Raw genomic sequence first — 15,891 nt, forward strand, 5'->3', positions numbered from 1 at the left:
GGCCCATTAGTGTGAATCCACGGCTTTGCGAGTGAACGGAGGGCGTGAAATTCGCCATTTTGCCGCCCAGGATGCACAGTCAAAGCCGTGGATTCACACTCGAGCCACACGCGCCGCGGGGACTAAAGCCGGCGGGTGAGCGCCTCGGCGGCGGACAACAGGTCGGCGGCCCAGCGAGCCCCGGGGCGGCGACCGATGCGATCGACGGGCCCCGACACCGATATCGCGGCGATGACGACACCGCGGCCGTCACGCACCGGCGCCGACACGCTCGCCACCCCGGGCTCGCGCTCGGCGACGCTTTGCGCCCAACCGCGCCGGCGCACTTCGGCCAGTGCCCGGTCGGTGAATTTCGCCGTCGGCAGCACGGCCTTCTGGACGGTGGCGTCGGCGTAGGCGAGTAGGACTTTGGCCCCCGAGCCCGCCGTCATCGGCAGGCGCGCCCCGACCGGAACCGTATCGCGAAGACCCGCAGCCGGTTCCAGGGCGGCCACGCACACCCGCGACGTGCCCTCGCGGCGATACAACTGCACGCTCTCGCCGGTGGTCTCGCGCAGGCCGGGCAGCACCGCCGCGCTCGCGGCCAGCAGCGGATCGTTGACGCGGCCGGCCAATTCGGTGACGGCCGGACCGAGTCGCCAACGCCCTTCGTCGTCGCGCGCCAGCAGCCGATGAACTTCCAGCGCGGCCGCCAGCCGATAGGCGGTGGCCCGGGGCAACCCGGTCCGCTCGCACAGTTCGGCCAGCCCGCACGGGGATTCCGCGATCGTATGCAGCACGCCCACCGCTTTGTCGAGGACGCCGATGCCGCTATGCTGTCTCACAAGGAGATACTAGCGTCTCGCATTCTGAGATGACAGCCGAAAGACCGGATAGGGGCGAATTCGATATGGGATCCGAAGCCAAGCCGCGCACCCTGGCCGAAAAGGTTTGGGACGACCACGTTGTGGCGTCCGGGGGCGGCGCCGAACAAGCGGGGGCCCCTGACTTGATCTACATCGACCTGCATCTGGTGCACGAGGTCACCAGCCCGCAGGCGTTCGACGGCCTGCGCCTGGCCGGCCGGGGAGTGCGGCGCCCCGACCTGACGCTGGCCACCGAGGACCACAACGTGCCGACGGTCGACATCGACAAGCCGATCGCCGATCCGGTGTCGCGCACCCAGGTCGAGACGTTGCGGCGCAACTGCGCGGAATTCGGCGTCCGGCTCTATCCGATGGGCGACATCGAACAGGGCATCGTGCACGTGGTCGGTCCGCAATTGGGGCTCACGCAGCCGGGGATGACGATCGTCTGTGGCGATAGTCACACGTCCACGCACGGCGCATTTGGCGCGCTGGCCATGGGGATTGGCACCTCGGAGGTGGAGCACGTGCTGGCCACCCAGACGCTGCCGCTGCGGCCGTTCAAGACGATGGCGGTCAACGTCGACGGGCAGTTGCCCGCGGGCGTCACCGCCAAGGACATCATCCTCGCGCTGATCGCCAAGATCGGCACCGGCGGGGGACAGGGTCACGTCATCGAATACCGGGGCAGCGCCATCGAATCGCTGTCGATGGAAGGCCGGATGACGGTCTGCAATATGAGCATCGAGGCCGGCGCCCGGGCGGGCATGGTGGCGCCGGACGAGACCACCTACGAATTTTTGCGTGGCCGGCCGCACGCCCCGACCGGCGCGCAGTGGGACGCCGCGGTGCACTACTGGCAGCAGTTGCGCACCGACCCCGGCGCCGTCTTCGACACCGAGGTCTACCTCGACGCGGCCTCGCTGAGCCCGTTCGTCACGTGGGGAACCAACCCTGGCCAGGGGGTGCCCCTGGGGGCGGCGGTGCCCGACCCCGAAATGATGGCCGACGACGGCGAGCGGCAGGCGGCCGAGAAAGCCTTGGCGTACATGGACCTTCGACCGGGCACGCCGATGCGCGAGATCGGCGTGGACGCCGTGTTCGTCGGCTCTTGTACCAACGGTCGTATCGAAGACCTGCGGGTGGTGGCCGACGTGTTGCGCGGGCGCAAGGTCGCCCCGGGGGTGCGGATGCTCGTCGTGCCGGGCTCGATGCGGGTGCGCGCGCAGGCCGAAGCCGAAGGGCTGGGCGAGGTTTTCACCGCCGCGGGCGCCGAGTGGCGCCAGGCGGGATGCTCGATGTGCCTGGGCATGAACCCCGATCAGCTGTCGCCGGGCGAGCGGTGTGCCGCCACGTCCAACCGCAACTTCGAAGGGCGGCAGGGCAAAGGGGGCCGCACCCACCTGGTATCGCCGGCCGTCGCCGCGGCCACGGCGGTGCGGGGCACGCTGTCTTCGCCGGCCGACTTGAACTCCAACTGATTTGAATCGAGGACGAAATGGAAGCCTTTCGCACCCACACCGGCATCGGAGTGCCGCTGCGGCGGTCCAATGTCGACACCGACCAGATCATTCCGGCGGTGTTCTTGAAGCGGGTAACCCGAACCGGTTTCGAGGACGGGTTGTTCGCCACGTGGCGCTCGGATCCCTCATTCGTGCTCAATCTCAGCCCCTTTGACCGCGGCTCGGTTCTGGTGGCCGGACCCGATTTCGGCACCGGGTCGTCGCGCGAGCATGCGGTGTGGGCGCTCATGGACTACGGGTTCCGGGTGGTCATCTCGTCTCGGTTTGGTGACATTTTCCGGGGCAACGCCGGCAAGGCGGGCCTGTTGGCGGCGGAAGTTTCTCAGGACGGCGTGGAACTGCTTTGGAAGCTCATCGAGGGCAGCCCGGGCTTGGAAATCACTGCCAATCTTCAAGATCGAAATATCACCGCCGGAACGACGGTGCTGCCGTTCAAGATTGACGACCACACCGCGTGGCGATTGCTCGAGGGCCTCGACGATATAGGCCTTACGCTGCGGAAACTCGATCAAATCGAGGCGTTCGAGTCGGCGCGCCCGGAGTGGAAACCGCGCACTCTGCCCGCCTCCTGAAGGGTCGATCGGGACGGCGATTTCACCTCCGACCGATTAGGTAGCCCGTCTTAATTTGGAGCCGCGCCACCGGTCAAGGGCGGCAACCGGATTGCGAAAAATTCGTTCGTTCCGTCCTGAAATTGCGCGTGGCTCTTGGAAATTTGCTGGGTGAGGGTTTACCGTGTTCGCAGTCGGTTCCCAAAAATGGGACCACTGGCTTCGGAGGGTTTGGATGAACAAAGCAGAGCTCATAGATGTGCTCACACAGAAATTGGGCTCGGACCGTCGGCAGGCGACCGCCGCCGTCGAGAATGTTGTCGACACCATTGTGCGCGCGGTGCACAAGGGCGACAGCGTGACCATTACCGGGTTCGGTGTCTTCGAACAGCGGAAGCGCGCGGCGCGGGTGGCCCGCAATCCGCGCACGGGCGAGACGGTAAAGGTGAAGCCGACGTCGGTCCCAGCGTTCCGGCCCGGTGCTCAATTCAAAGCGGTTGTGTCTGGCGCACAGCGCCTCCCGGCGGAAGGACCTGCAGTGAAACGTGGTGTTGTAGCGGCCGGCGCAGCCAAGAAGGCGGCGAAGAAGGCTCCGGCGAAGAAGGCGGCGAGCAAGGCTCCGGCCAAGAAGGCCGCGGCCAAGAAGGCTCCTGCCAAGAAGGCCGCAGTGAAGAAGGCCCCGGCCAAGAAGGCCGCTACCAAGGCTCCGGCCAAGAAGGCCGCGGTGAAGAAGGCTCCCGCCAAGAAGGCCGCGGTGAAGAAGGCTCCGGCCAAGAAGGCCGCAGTGAAGCGGGCTCCGGCCAAGAAGGCGGCGAGCAAGGCTCCGGCCAGGAAGGCTCCTGCCAAGAAGGCCGCCGCTCGGCGCGGTCGCCGGTAGGAAGTTCCAGACGCGGATACCCTTCGGGGTGGCGGCAAATGCCCCACCCGGAGGGTATTTGCGTGTCAGGCCCGCACGTTGGCGGCCAGCGCGCCCCCGATGTGGTCGGCCGCCACCAGGCGGCCGCCTGACAGGGACAGCACCCACGTGCTGCCCTTGTGGTTGCGGGATTTATCGGCACGCACTCCGTCGCGTTCGCACCACCAGGCGATGAGGTCCGGAATCACCTTGCCCTGCGTGCAAATGACGGGGGTGTCTGCCTCCTCGGCGATGCGCAGCATCCGGTGGCGCGCGCGCTTCGGGCTCTTCGCGTACGACTCCTCGGTGAGGGCGGGCTCGTTGTGGACCGTCACACCGAGTTCCTCGGCGAGTGGTTCGACCGTCTGGTGACAGCGCAGCCGGTCCGCCGCATACACGTCGGTGGCGCCGAAGGCCAGCAGCTGGGGAACCAGTGCCTCGGCCTGCGCGCGTCCTCGCTTGTCGAGCGGGCGTTTCGTGTCGTCGCCTTTGAAGCGCGATTTCCGGCCGGCGGTGCCATGCCGGACCACGAGGACGGTGCGCGTGTCTTCGGGCTGTTTCGCGAAGTGGCGCAACATCTTTCGATCGTGCGGGTAGGTGAGTTTGTCCTTCGCCTCGGCGACCGGCAGCCACACCAACTCATCGACCTCGCGTCCAGGCGCGAATTCGCCGCCGGTGTCGCGCGCCGCCCAGTAATAGACCTTCTTGACGCCCTGCTCGATCGGATAGCTCACCATGTCGAGCCGCCGGCCGAGGATGGCGCGGTGGCCCGTCTCCTCGAACACCTCGCGGACCGCCGCCACCGGGGCCGTCTCGCCGGGGTCCACCTTGCCCTTCGGCAGCGACCAGTCGTCGTAGCGGGGGCGGTGGATCAGGGCCACCTCGAGGCTCGGGTCCGCCGGGTCGTCGCCGGCCCTGCGCCACAGCACCGCGCCCGCCGCGTACACGATCTTGCTTCCCGACCGCCGACCCGCCGATGAGGTCTGGTTCGACACCTAAACTCCTGCAGGTCAATTCGCTCGCGGTCGTGGATGCGACCTGGAAGCTATCACACGGCGTCAGGGGCTGCGGTGCCGCTCCATCAGCGATACCTGATGGTCGCGCACGGTGTGACCCTCCTGGGGTGACGCTGTCCACTGCCCATCGGGACCCAGTTCCCAGCACCGGGTCGAGGGATCCAGCGCGGACTCGAACAATTCGTCCAGATAGGCCGTGAGCCGCGGATCCTTGACCTGAACCAGCGCCTCGACGCGCCGGTCGAGGTTGCGGTGCATCATGTCGGCGCTGCCGATCCAGAACTCGTTGAGTCGGTTGAAATGCATGATCCGCGAGTGCTCCAGGAAGCGGCCGAGGATCGAACGGACCGAGATGTTCTCCGAAAAACCTTCTGCTCCGGGGCGCAGCGCGCAGATGCCGCGCACCACCACCTCGACCCGCACACCCGCCCGCGACGCGCGATACAACGCGTCGATCACCTGCTCGTCGACCAGAGCGTTCATCTTCATCCGGATCCGTCCGCCGCCGTGTTCGCGGTGTGCGGCGATCTCGCGCTCGACGCGTTCGATGATGCCCGTGCGAATGCTGTGCGGGGCGACCAGAAGATTGCGGTAGGAAACCTTGCGCGAGTAGCCGGTTAGCGAATTGAACAAATCGGTCAGATCGGCCCCGATTTCGGGGGACGCCGTGAGCAGACCGACGTCCTCGTACAGCCGCGCCGTCTTCCCGTTGTAGTTGCCGGTCCCGATGTGGCAGTAGCGACGGATCGCCGAGCCTTCGCGGCGCACCACGAGGCAGGTCTTGCAGTGCGTCTTCAGTCCGACGTAGCCGTAGACCACGTGCACGCCCGCCTGCTCAAGTGTGCGCGCCCAGCGGATGTTGGCCTGTTCGTCGAAGCGGGCCTTGATCTCCACCATGGCCACCACTTGCTTTCCGGCCTCGGCCGCGGCGATCAGCGCCCGAACGATCGGCGAATCACCGGAGGTGCGGTACAACGTCTGCTTGATCGCCAGCACGTTGGGGTCGGCGGCGGACTGCTCGATGAATCGCTGCACGCTGGTGGAGAACGAGTCATACGGATGATGAAGCAGCACATCGCCTTCGCGCAGCGTCGCGAAGATGCTCCGCGGTGTCTCGCGGTCGGCGAAGGCGGGATGGGTGTCGGGAACGAATGTCGGATCCTTGAGCGCCGGCCGCTCGATGCCGTAGATCTGCCACAACGACGAAAGGTCGAGCAGGCCTGGCACTTCGATGACGTCACCGGGATGCACGTCGAGTTCGCGCAGCAGCAGTTCCAGCATGCTTTCGGTCATGTCGTCGGCGATCTCGAGCCGCACCGGCGAACCGAAGCGCCTGCGCGCCAGCTCCCGCTCCAGCGCCTGCAGCAGGTCCTCGTCGCGGTCCTCTTCCACCTCGTAGTCCGCATTGCGGGTGATGCGGAACGCGTGATGCTCAACGATTTCCATACCCGGGAACAGCTCGGGCAGAAAGGCCGCGATCAGTTCTTCCATCGGGAGATAGCGGACGATCTCCGGTCCCTCACCGTCGGCGCTGCGGATGTCGAGCTCGACGAAGCGGTCGACGTTGTTCGGCACCTTGACCCGGGCGAAGTGCTGGCCCCCATCCTCGGGCTGGCGCACCATGACCGCCAGGTTCAGGCTCAAGCCGCTGACGAACGGGAATGGGTGCGCGGGGTCGACCGCCAGCGGTGTCAAGACGGGAAAGACTTGTTCGCTGAAATAGGTCGACAATTCGTCGCGCTCCGCCTGGTCCAGATCGGCCCACGTGACGATGTGGATGCCTTCGTCGGCGAGCGCCGGTCGCACCGAATCGAGAAACACCCGCGCGTGCCTGGTCGCGATTCGCTGGGTCTGTTCGCCGATGCGGGCCAGTTGCTCACGCGGTGTCAGCCCGTCGGCCGACCGGACGGACAGGCCCATCTCGTCGCGGCGCTTGAGGCCGGCGACCCGCACCATGTAGAACTCGTCGAGATTGGACGCGAAGATCGCCAGGAACTTCGCGCGCTCCAGCAGCGGCAGCGAGTTGTCGTCGGCCAGCGCGAGCACGCGCGCGTTGAAGTCGAGCCAGCTCAGTTCCCGGTTGAGGTAGCGGTCCTCCGGCAGCTCGTCGGAGATCGCGGCGGGGGTCGCGGCCGGTGGTGCGGCTACGTCGGCCTCGCCGGAATGCCATGTGGTCTCGTCGGGCCGTGCCTCGGCTTCGGTTTCGGTCACCATGCGATCATTGCTCATCACCCGCTGGTGCTGCTAGCGCTCGGCGGACATCCATTCGCAGTTGGCACGCCGTTCATCGCTCGTACAGATTTGCTGTGGCGGGTTTTCGTTACTGCTGCGCTCGCACTATTTGATGGCGCGGGCGGTCGCCGCGCCGACTCCGAGACGACGCGCGGCCACCAGGTCGGCGGGGGTATCGACATCGCAGCGCAGGCCGGGCCACGCGCCCGTCAGCTCGATCGCGCCCGAACGCCGGTGCCGCGCGCACGAATCCGGGCCGAACTGCGGATCCAGCGCGGCGCCGAACGCACAGAGCGCGGCGGTCCCGGTGGCCAGCCGGTCGGCGACGAAGCTGCGCCGGTGCTGCCGCGCGGCGGCGATCGCCTCCGCCAACTCCTGGGTCTGCAGCGCCGGCAGATCACCTTGCAGCACAACGACATTGGTGAAGGCCCCGGCCACCGCTCGTTCGGCGGCGACGATCGCGCTGTTCAGCGGGTCGCGGTCGCCCTCCGGCGTCGGGTCGGCCAGCACCGCGGCCCCGAGTTCGGCCGCCGCGGCCGCCGCGGCGTCGTCGGGCGTGACGACGGTGATCGAGCCCAGCGCCTCGACACCCGACGCAGCGGTCAGGGTGTCGACCAGCATGGCCAGCACCACCTTCTCCCGCCGCGGCGCCGAGAACACCGGGGCCAGGCGGGTCTTGGCGGCGGCCAGCCGCTTGACGGCGATGATCAACGCGACGTCACCCGCGCCGTCGTCCGCCCCCTCGGCCCGTGTGCCGCTCATTCCGCCATCCTGCCAGCGCGACCGCGCCGACCCGGCGTCGCGGTAGCGTGATCCGCGTTGAGGACATAACCGCTCGGACGGGGGTGACTGATGGCCGGCACTGACGGCGCCGTTGCGGTGATGGGCGCCGGTGCGTGGGGCACGGCGCTGGCCAAGGTGCTCGCTGACGCGGGCGGACCGGAAGCACAAGTTGTGCTGTGGGCGCGGCGCTCCGACGTCGCCGACGAGATCAACAGCACCCGATACAACCCCGCCTATCTGCCCGGCACGCTGTTGCCGCCCGGCATCCGCGCCACCACCGACGCGAGCGAGGCCCTGGCCGGCGCGACGACGGTGCTGCTCGGGGTGCCGGCGCAAACGATGCGCGGCAACCTCGAGCGGTGGGCGCCGTTGGTGGCCGACGGCGCGACCCTGGTCAGCCTGGCCAAGGGCATCGAGCTGGGCACCCTCATGCGGATGAGCCAGGTGATCGTTTCGGTGACCGGCGTGGATGCCGCACAGGTCGCGGTCATCTCGGGGCCGAACCTGGCCAGTGAGATCGCCCAGTGCCAGCCCACCGCGACGGTCGTCGCATGCAGCGACTCCGGGCGCGCGGTCGCCGTGCAGCGCATGCTCAACAGCGGCTACTTCCGTCCTTATACCAACAGCGACGTGGTCGGCACAGAGATCGGCGGGGCGTGCAAGAACGTCATCGCGCTCGCCTGCGGGATGGCGGCCGGTGTCGGGCTCGGCGAAAACACTGCCGCGGCGATCATCACCCGCGGCCTGGCGGAGATCATGCGGTTGGGGATCGCTCTCGGCGCCAAGGGGGCGACGCTGGCCGGGCTGGCCGGCGTCGGAGACCTGGTGGCCACCTGCACCTCGCCGCACTCGCGCAACCGGTCGTTCGGCGAATGCCTGGGCCGCGGCGGGACCCTGGAGTCGGCCACGCACGCGGGGGAGGGGCACGTCGTCGAGGGCGTGACGTCCTGCGAGGCCGTGCTGGCGCTGGCGTCCAGCTACGACGTCGAGATGCCGCTCACCGACGCCGTGCACCGGGTGTGTCACAAGGGTTTGTCGGTGGAGGAGGCGATGGCGCTGCTGCTGGGCCGCAGCACCAAGCCCGAATGAGACGCCCAGGCGAGCGAAAGCCCAGGTGGCGGTGCGGTGCCCGACCCCCGCGCGTATGTACCGGTAGCCTCTCCAGGTTGTGAATGCCAGCGAGCGCGTGCGCGTCGCCGTCGTGTTCGGCGGGCGCAGCAACGAGCACGCCATCTCGTGCGTGTCGGCGGGCAGCATTCTGCGCAACCTCGACCCGCAGCGCTTCGAGGTGATCGCGATCGGCATCACCCCGCAGGGTTCGTGGGTGCTAACCGACGGCGACCCGGATGCGCTGGCGATCACCGATCGGCGGTTGCCCGAGGTGACCGTCGATTCGGGCACCGAGCTGGCCCTGCCGGCGGATCCTGGGCGCGCAGGTGAACTGGTGTCGCTGTCGCCGGGCGCCGGCGAGGTTTTGACGGCGGTCGACGTGGTGTTTCCGGTGCTGCACGGCCCGTACGGCGAGGACGGCACGATCCAGGGGCTGCTCGAACTCGCCGGGGTGCCCTACGTTGGCGCCGGGGTGCTGGCCAGCGCCGCGGGCATGGACAAGGAGTTCATGAAGAAGCTCCTTGTCGCCGAGGGACTTCCGGTCGGCCCGCACGCGGTGCTGCGCGCGCCGCGGGCGGCGCTGAACCTCGACGAGCGCGAGCGTTTGGGCCTGCCGGTGTTCGTCAAGCCCGCGCGCGGCGGCTCCTCGATCGGCGTCGGCCGGGTCGCGAGTTGGGACGAGCTGCCCGCTGCGGTCGCGAACGCCCGCCGGCACGATCCGAAGGTGATCGTCGAGGCAGCGATCAACGGTCGAGAGCTGGAGTGCGGCGTCCTCGAAATGCCCGACGGCACAGTGCAAGCCAGCACGGTGGGCGAGATCAGGGTGGCCGGGGTGCGGGGCCGCGAGGACTCGTTCTACGACTTCGCGACGAAATACCTCGAGGACGCAGCCGAATTGGACGTGCCCGCGAAGGTCGAGGACGACATCGCCGACGCGGTGCGCCAATTGGCGATCCGCGCGTTCAACGCCATCGACTGCCAGGGCCTGGCCCGCGTCGACTTCTTTCTCACCGAAAACGGGCCGATCATCAACGAAATCAACACGATGCCGGGTTTCACGACCACCTCGATGTATCCGCGGATGTGGGCGGCCAGCGGGGTCGACTATCCCGCCCTGCTCGCGATCATGGTGGAGACGGCGTTGGCGCGGGGCGTTGGTCTGCGCTGACTAGCGCGCGGGTGCCGGGTCGATCGGCACGGCGGCGATGGTGTGGTCGATCGCTTCGGAGAGCTGCTGGATGGGCGTCGGTCCCGATCCCGCGGGCAGCGTGAGCGCCACGTACACCGGCCGATCGACCGTGTACCAGGTGGCCCGTCCGGCCTCACCCGCGGATTGCGGGCCGGCGGTGACCTCGAACCACTGCACCCGATCGACGACCTGGATCGGCGACCCCACCACGAACTCGGCGGGGCGATCGAGCCCGCAGCGCAACACCACCGGCTGGCTGTCGGGCGAGGTCCGCCAGGCCGCCGCGCCGTCGGGCGCCGGCTGCGCCAGCTGCGCGCGTTGATAGTCCCCGAGCCGCTGCGGCAGCGCGCCCGCCAGCGCCCGGCACGCGGCGCTGTTCGCCTGGGGCGCGGGGAAGGCCGCGACGGTCACCGGTTGGGGCGGCGCCTGGCGGGTGGCCGCGATGGCCAGGATCACGCCGATCGCCACGACGGCCAGCGCCACCGCCGCGATCATCACGGCGCGCGGTGGTCCGGTATCGGTAACTGGGCCGCTCGCGGGGTCGGTCGTCACCGCCCGCGCACCTCCTTGCTTCTCTTACACTGGCGCGGTCCGCTCGCGCGGGCAGGGATCTAACTTACCGCAGGTCGGGCGGCGTACGGTGGCGCGGGACGGGCGAGGAGGTGGCGTGCGCGACGACACATCGGGGGAGTTCCCCACGCTGGCGCGGCTCGGAGAATTCGCGGTCATCGATCGGCTGGTGCGCGGCCGCCGGCAGCCCGAAGCGGTGCTGCTCGGGCCCGGCGATGACGCGGCGCTGGTGACGGCGGGCGACGGTCGCACCCTGGTTTCGACCGATGTCCTGGTGCAGGACCGGCACTTTCGGCTGGACTGGTCGACACCCCGCGACGTCGGCCGCAAAGCGATCGCCCAGAACGCCGCCGACATCGAGGCGATGGGCGGGCGGGCCACGGCCTTTGTCGTCGGCTTCGCGGCGCCCGGCGACACGCCTGCCGCGCAGGTCGATGCGCTGGTCGACGGGATGTGGGACGAGGCGGGCCGGATCGGCGCCGGCATCGCCGGCGGCGACCTGGTCAGTGCCCCGCAGTGGGTGCTGTCGGTGACCGTGCTGGGCGACCTCGAGGGCCGCGCGCCCGTGTTGCGGTCCGGCGCGAAGCCCGGTTCGGTGGTCGCGGTCGCCGGCGAGCTGGGCCGCTCCGCGGCGGGGTATTCGTTGTGGGAGAAGGGCATTGAGGGTTTCGAGGAGCTGCGGCGCCGCCACCTGGTGCCGGAGCCGCCCTATGGGCAGGGCGCCGTGGCCGCGGCCGCGGGCGCGCAGGCGATGATCGACGTCTCCGACGGCCTGATCGGCGACCTGCGCCACGTCGCGGAGGCCTCCGGGGTGGGGATCGATTTGTCCACCGCGCCGCTGGCCGCGGACCGCGACGCGCTGGCCGCCGCCGGGGACGCCGTCGGCGCCGACCCCCAGGCGTGGGTGCTCGGTGGCGGTGAGGACCACGCCCTCGCCGCGTGTTTCGCCGGACCGGCGCCGCCGGGGTGGCGCGTCATCGGCCGCGTGCTCGACGGGCCGGCCCGGGTTCTCGTCGACGGCACGGAGTGGAACGGTTACGCGGGCTGGCAGTCGTATTAGGGTGACGCGGTGACCGTCTACGCGATCGCCCAGCTGAAGTTCACCGACCGGGCGGCCTACGACCGTTACCAGGCGAGGTTCATGGAGGTGTTCCGTCGGCATCCGGGAGAGCTGCTCGCCGCCGACGAGTCGCCGAAGGTCGCCGAGGGCCAGTGGGACCGCGAGAAGCTGGTGTTGATGCGCTTTCCCGACGAGGCGGCCTTTTACGCATTCGTGCAATCGCCCGAATACGAGGAGATCGCCAAGGACCGGCGGGCGGGGGCCGAGACGGTGGTGCTGCTCGTGGAAGGGCTGCAATGACCGCGCGCCCGTTGAGCGAGCTCGTCGAGCCGGGCTGGGCCACCGCGCTCAAGCCCGTCAGCGACCAGGTAGCCCAGATGGGGCAGTTCCTGCGGGAGGAGATCGCCGCGGGTCGCCGGTACCTGCCGGCGGGACCAAACGTGTTGCGCGCCTTCACCTATCCGTTCGACGACGTCAGGGTGCTGATCGTCGGGCAGGATCCCTACCCGACGCCCGGGCACGCCGTGGGCCTGAGCTTCTCGGTGGCGCCCGACGTGCGGCCGCTGCCCCGTAGCCTGGCCAACATCTTCGACGAGTACGCCGCCGACCTGGGCCACCCCCAGCCGGCGTGCGGTGACCTGACGCCCTGGGCCGAGCGCGGCGTGATGCTGCTGAACAGGGTGCTCACGGTGCGGCCCAACAACCCGGCGTCGCACCGGGGCAAGGGCTGGGAGGCGGTGACCGAGTGCGCGATTCGCGCGCTGGCCGAGCGGCCCCTGCCGCTGGTGGCCATCCTGTGGGGTCGCGACGCGTCAACGCTGAAACCCATTCTGGCCGAGGGCAATTGCGTGGCGATCGAGTCGCCGCATCCCTCGCCGCTGTCGGCGTCCCGCGGCTTTTTCGGCTCGCGCCCGTTCAGCCGCGCCAACGAGCTGCTGACTTCAATGGGCGCCGACCCAATCGATTGGAGGCTGCCGTGACCGAGATGATCGCCCTGCGCGCGCACCGCCGGGGCGGCCCGGAGGTGCTGGTCGTCGAGCGCGCGCCCGTCCCGGTCCCAGCCGCCGGCGAGGTCTTGGTCGCTGTGCACGCCGCGGCCATCACGTTCGACGAGCTGACCTGGGACGAGACGTGGACTACCGACGGCGTCAGCCGGGTCCCGGTCATCCCGTCGCATGAAGTGTCTGGTGTAGTGTCCGAAATCTCCTCGGGCGTAACAGATTTCAAGCTTGGCGACGAAGTGTACGGATTGGTCGGATTCGATCGAGACGGCGCGTCGGCCGAATTCGTCGCGGTGCCGGCCGCCGACCTGGCCGCCAAGCCTTCGACGGTGTCGCATGCTAGTGCGGCCGCGCTGCCGATGGGCGGGCTGACCGCCCTGCAGGCCCTGGTTGACTACGCCGCGGTGCAGCCCGGGGAGGAGGTGCTGGTGCTCGGCGGGGCGGGCGGGGTCGGGCTGCTGACGGTCCAACTGGCCGCGATCCTCGGGGCGCGGGTCACCGCGACCGTGCGCAGCGATGCCGGCGAGCTCCTGCGCGGTTTGGGAGCCGCACGCGTAATCGACGTTCGCTCAGAGGCTTTCGACGAAGGCGGCGGCGCCTACGACGTCGTCATCGACACCGTCGGCGGCGAGACCTTGGACCGATCCTTCGGCGTGCTGCGTCGCGGCGGACGGTTGGTCACCCTCTCGGCGCCCCCGCCGGATGGAAAGGCCGACGAATACGGCGTCACCGCAACGTTCTTCATCGTCACGCCGAACGGTGAACAGCTTGCCGAACTTGCCGCGCTCGTCGACGACGGGCGACTGCACGTCGAAATCGCCGGGACGTTTCCCCTGGAGAAGGGGCGGGAGGCATTCGAAAGCGGGCGTATGCCGGGCCGACGCGCGGGCAAGACCGTCATCGTCGTTCGCGACTAGTTTCGTCGAGATCGACGGTGGCGCGGAAAAGTTCGAGAGTGACTTCCACGCTGGCGTCGATCTCGCTGCGCGGAACCGTGGCTAGCCGCGGACGACCTTGCCGGCCTTGATGCAGGAGGTGCAGACGTTCAGCCGCTTCTTGTTGCCACCCGGACGGGTGACCACGTGCACGGTCTGGACGTTGGGGTCCCACCGGCGGCTGGTGCGGCGGTGGGAGTGCGACACCGACTTGCCGAAGCCGGGGCCTTTCCCGCAGATATCGCACACAGCGGCCATCGTTCAAGCTCCTCAAATGATCGGGGTCCGGCTCGGCGGTCTGGCTAGGGCCGGGACAGCCCGGAATGACTCGGGCCAGCCCAGGATACCGACTGACATGGGCAACCACCAAAACGATCAACACCCGGCCGGCGACGTGGCCCCGTCATTGTCGCCCGCTCTGGCTAGGCTCGATGGGTCGGCGCGTTCAGGCAGAGGGCGCGCCGCCGTGGCCGGCCGCTGGGAGGCTCCGAGGGAGGTGGGTCGCTTGGGCACGTCAGAGGCGCTGCTGGACGCCCCTGCCCTGCGGAACTGGGCCCACACCGCCGTCAGCGACCTGATCACCCACATCGACGAGATCAACCGGCTCAACGTCTTCCCGGTCGCCGACTCCGACACGGGTGCGAACATGCTGTTCACCATGCGTTCCGCGCTGGCGGAGGCTTCGGCGGGAGCGGGTGCGGACGGCGGGGACGGGTGCGTGGCGCGGGTGGCCGCGGCCCTGTCGGCCGGTGCATTGAACGGCGCACGCGGCAATTCCGGGGTGATATTGTCGCAAATCCTGCGCGGCATCGCCGATGTCACCGCGGCCGCGGCGGCCGACGCCGGCGGCGAGCTGCCCCATATGGACGCCGCCATGCTCGGGGCCGCGTTGCGGCGCGGCGTGGAGCTGGTCATCGTGTCGATGGGCGGCGCCGAAGTCCCGGGAACCATCGTCTCGGTGTTGCGGGCCGCCGCCGAGGCCGTCGAGGGTTGCGCCGACGAGGGCCTGTCCGCCGCGATCACCGCCGCGGGCGATGCGGCGGTGATCGCGCTGGAAAAGACCCCCGAGCAGCTCGACGTCCTCGCCCACGCCGGTGCCGTCGACGCCGGCGGGCGTGGCCTGCTCGTGCTGCTGGACGCGTTGCGCTGCGCCGTCAGCGGTCAGGCGCCCCGCCGCGCGGTGTACGCGCCGTCGCCGCGGGCGCACCGGCCGGAAGCGGCCGCCGAACGACCGGCGCCGCAGTTCGAAGTGATGTACCGGTTGGACGGCTGCGATTCGGCGGCGGCGGACGCGCTGCGCAATCGGCTCGAGAGCCTCGGGGATTCCGTGGCCATCGCCGCGGCGGCCGCGCAGGAATCCACCGACAGCTACTCCGTGCACGTGCACACCGACGACGCCGGGGCCGCCGTCGAGGCGGGACTGGCGGCCGGGCGGCTCAGCCGCATCGTCATCTCGGCGCTGACCTCCGGTGCCACCGGGATGCCCGCCGGCGGCTGGACGCGCGAACGCGCGGTGCTGGCGGTCGTGGACGGCGACGGCGCCGCCGAGCTGTTCTCCGGCGAGGGCGCCAGCGTGCTGCGGCCCGATCCGGACATCGGCGACATCAGCGCCCACCAGCTGGTGCGGGCCGTCGTCGACACCGGCGCCGCCCAGGTGATGGTGCTGCCCAACGGGTACGTGGCCGCCGAGGAGTTGGTGGCCGGCTGCACGGCGGCCATCGGGTGGGGGATCGACGTGGTGCCGATACCGACGGGCTCGATGGTGCAGGGACTGGCCGCACTGGCCGTGCACGATGCGGACCGGCAGGCGGTCGATGACGGCTTCACCATGGCCCGCGCCGCCGGCGCGGCCCGGCACGCGTCGGTGCGCGTCGCGACCGAGAGCGCGTTGACCTGGGCCGGTCGCTGTCAGCCGGGTGACGGCCTGGGCATCGCGGGCGACGAGGTGCTTATCGTGGCCGCCGACGTGGCCGGGGCGGCGATCGGCCTGCTCGACCTGCTGCTGGCTTCCGGGGGCGACCTGGTGACGGTGCTGATCGGCTCCGGCATCGACGATCAGGCCGCCACCGCGGTGGGCGACGTCCTGCAGGACCACGTGCACGACCACCATCCCGGGACCGAGCTGATGACCTACCGCACCGGCCACCGCGGCGACGTCCTGCTGATCGGGGTCGAGTAGCC

At 69.5% G+C, this 15,891-nt stretch carries 16 protein-coding genes; 10 read left to right on the forward strand and 6 right to left on the reverse strand.

All coding sequences use genetic code 11. From position 1 onward, the window contains the following. Positions 1 to 122: 122 nt before the first annotated feature. Positions 123 to 824, reverse strand: a complete 702-nt coding sequence (locus tag N415_RS29605) for an IclR family transcriptional regulator (protein WP_068189646.1) — start codon at positions 822 to 824, stop codon at positions 123 to 125. A 65-nt stretch (positions 825 to 889) separates the two neighbouring features. On the opposite strand from N415_RS29605, the gene leuC reads away from it, so the two are divergent. The 3 genes from leuC (at position 890) to N415_RS29620 (ending at position 3,796) form a co-directional block, all read left to right on the forward strand. After that, positions 890 to 2,326, forward strand: a complete 1,437-nt coding sequence (gene leuC / locus N415_RS29610; protein ID WP_068189649.1) for a 3-isopropylmalate dehydratase large subunit — start codon at positions 890 to 892, stop codon at positions 2,324 to 2,326. Positions 2,327 to 2,343: 17 nt separating this feature from the next. After that, the gene (gene leuD / locus N415_RS29615; protein ID WP_068102057.1) at positions 2,344 to 2,940 is read left to right on the forward strand and encodes a 3-isopropylmalate dehydratase small subunit; all 597 of its coding nucleotides are present in this window, start codon (positions 2,344 to 2,346) and stop codon (positions 2,938 to 2,940) included. A 214-nt stretch (positions 2,941 to 3,154) separates the two neighbouring features. Next, positions 3,155 to 3,796, forward strand: coding sequence for an HU family DNA-binding protein (locus N415_RS29620; RefSeq protein ID WP_068189652.1), 642 nt, complete (start codon positions 3,155 to 3,157; stop codon positions 3,794 to 3,796). A 65-nt stretch (positions 3,797 to 3,861) separates the two neighbouring features. Here the strand turns inward: N415_RS29620 and N415_RS29625 are convergent, their stop codons facing one another. From N415_RS29625 to cofC, 3 genes are all read right to left on the reverse strand, one after another. After that, positions 3,862 to 4,809 (reverse strand): NUDIX hydrolase, encoded by a 948-nt coding sequence (locus N415_RS29625; RefSeq protein ID WP_068189655.1) that lies wholly within the window; start codon positions 4,807 to 4,809, stop codon positions 3,862 to 3,864. Positions 4,810 to 4,872: 63 nt separating this feature from the next. Continuing rightward, complete coding sequence (locus tag N415_RS29630) at positions 4,873 to 7,062, reverse strand: RNA degradosome polyphosphate kinase (protein ID WP_068189659.1); 2,190 nt, start codon at positions 7,060 to 7,062, stop codon at positions 4,873 to 4,875. 105 nt (positions 7,063 to 7,167) lie between these two features. Continuing rightward, entirely contained in the window at positions 7,168 to 7,824 is a 657-nt protein-coding gene (gene cofC, locus N415_RS29635; protein WP_068189661.1) for a 2-phospho-L-lactate guanylyltransferase, read from the reverse strand. A 90-nt stretch (positions 7,825 to 7,914) separates the two neighbouring features. On the opposite strand from cofC, the gene N415_RS29640 reads away from it, so the two are divergent. Together N415_RS29640 and N415_RS29645 are read left to right on the forward strand one after the other, a co-directional pair. Next, positions 7,915 to 8,934: an NAD(P)H-dependent glycerol-3-phosphate dehydrogenase gene (locus N415_RS29640; protein ID WP_068189665.1), complete on the forward strand. Its 1,020-nt coding sequence runs from the start codon at positions 7,915 to 7,917 to the stop codon at positions 8,932 to 8,934. 79 nt (positions 8,935 to 9,013) lie between these two features. Next, positions 9,014 to 10,123: a D-alanine--D-alanine ligase family protein gene (locus N415_RS29645; protein ID WP_068189667.1), complete on the forward strand. Its 1,110-nt coding sequence runs from the start codon at positions 9,014 to 9,016 to the stop codon at positions 10,121 to 10,123. Here N415_RS29645 and N415_RS29650 read toward each other — a convergent pair whose 3' ends face one another. Beyond that, positions 10,124 to 10,639 carry a DUF3515 domain-containing protein gene (locus N415_RS29650; protein ID WP_152531645.1) on the reverse strand — a complete coding sequence of 172 codons (516 nt, stop codon included), beginning with the start codon at positions 10,637 to 10,639 and terminating at the stop codon, positions 10,124 to 10,126. It lies immediately after the preceding gene. 172 nt (positions 10,640 to 10,811) lie between these two features. Between N415_RS29650 and N415_RS29655 the strand changes: the two genes are divergently transcribed. Genes N415_RS29655 through N415_RS29670 form a run of 4 tightly spaced genes read left to right on the forward strand, consistent with a single transcriptional unit; the run spans position 10,812 to position 13,692 of the window. Further along, positions 10,812 to 11,774 carry a thiamine-phosphate kinase gene (locus tag N415_RS29655; protein ID WP_068189673.1) on the forward strand — a complete coding sequence of 321 codons (963 nt, stop codon included), beginning with the start codon at positions 10,812 to 10,814 and terminating at the stop codon, positions 11,772 to 11,774. A 9-nt stretch (positions 11,775 to 11,783) separates the two neighbouring features. Then, complete coding sequence (locus N415_RS29660; RefSeq protein WP_068189676.1) at positions 11,784 to 12,074, forward strand: DUF1330 domain-containing protein; 291 nt, start codon at positions 11,784 to 11,786, stop codon at positions 12,072 to 12,074. Then, positions 12,071 to 12,754, forward strand: a complete 684-nt coding sequence (locus tag N415_RS29665) for a uracil-DNA glycosylase (RefSeq protein ID WP_068189679.1) — start codon at positions 12,071 to 12,073, stop codon at positions 12,752 to 12,754. The genes N415_RS29660 and N415_RS29665 overlap by 4 nt, the downstream gene beginning before the upstream one ends. Before the next feature lie 5 nt (positions 12,755 to 12,759). Further along, entirely contained in the window at positions 12,760 to 13,692 is a 933-nt protein-coding gene (locus tag N415_RS29670; protein WP_068189718.1) for an NADP-dependent oxidoreductase, read from the forward strand. Positions 13,693 to 13,773: 81 nt separating this feature from the next. Here the strand turns inward: N415_RS29670 and rpmB are convergent, their stop codons facing one another. Continuing rightward, positions 13,774 to 13,968 carry a 50S ribosomal protein L28 gene (gene rpmB, locus N415_RS29675; RefSeq protein WP_066930307.1) on the reverse strand — a complete coding sequence of 65 codons (195 nt, stop codon included), beginning with the start codon at positions 13,966 to 13,968 and terminating at the stop codon, positions 13,774 to 13,776. Between the two features lie 247 nt (positions 13,969 to 14,215). Here rpmB and N415_RS29680 point away from each other — a divergent pair, with 247 nt between their 5' ends. Continuing rightward, complete coding sequence (locus N415_RS29680) at positions 14,216 to 15,889, forward strand: DAK2 domain-containing protein (RefSeq protein ID WP_152531643.1); 1,674 nt, start codon at positions 14,216 to 14,218, stop codon at positions 15,887 to 15,889. Positions 15,890 to 15,891: the final 2 nt, after the last annotated feature.

This window comes from Mycobacterium sp. UM_CSW (genome assembly GCF_000455205.1).
Classification (GTDB): Bacteria; Actinomycetota; Actinomycetes; order Mycobacteriales; family Mycobacteriaceae; genus Mycobacterium.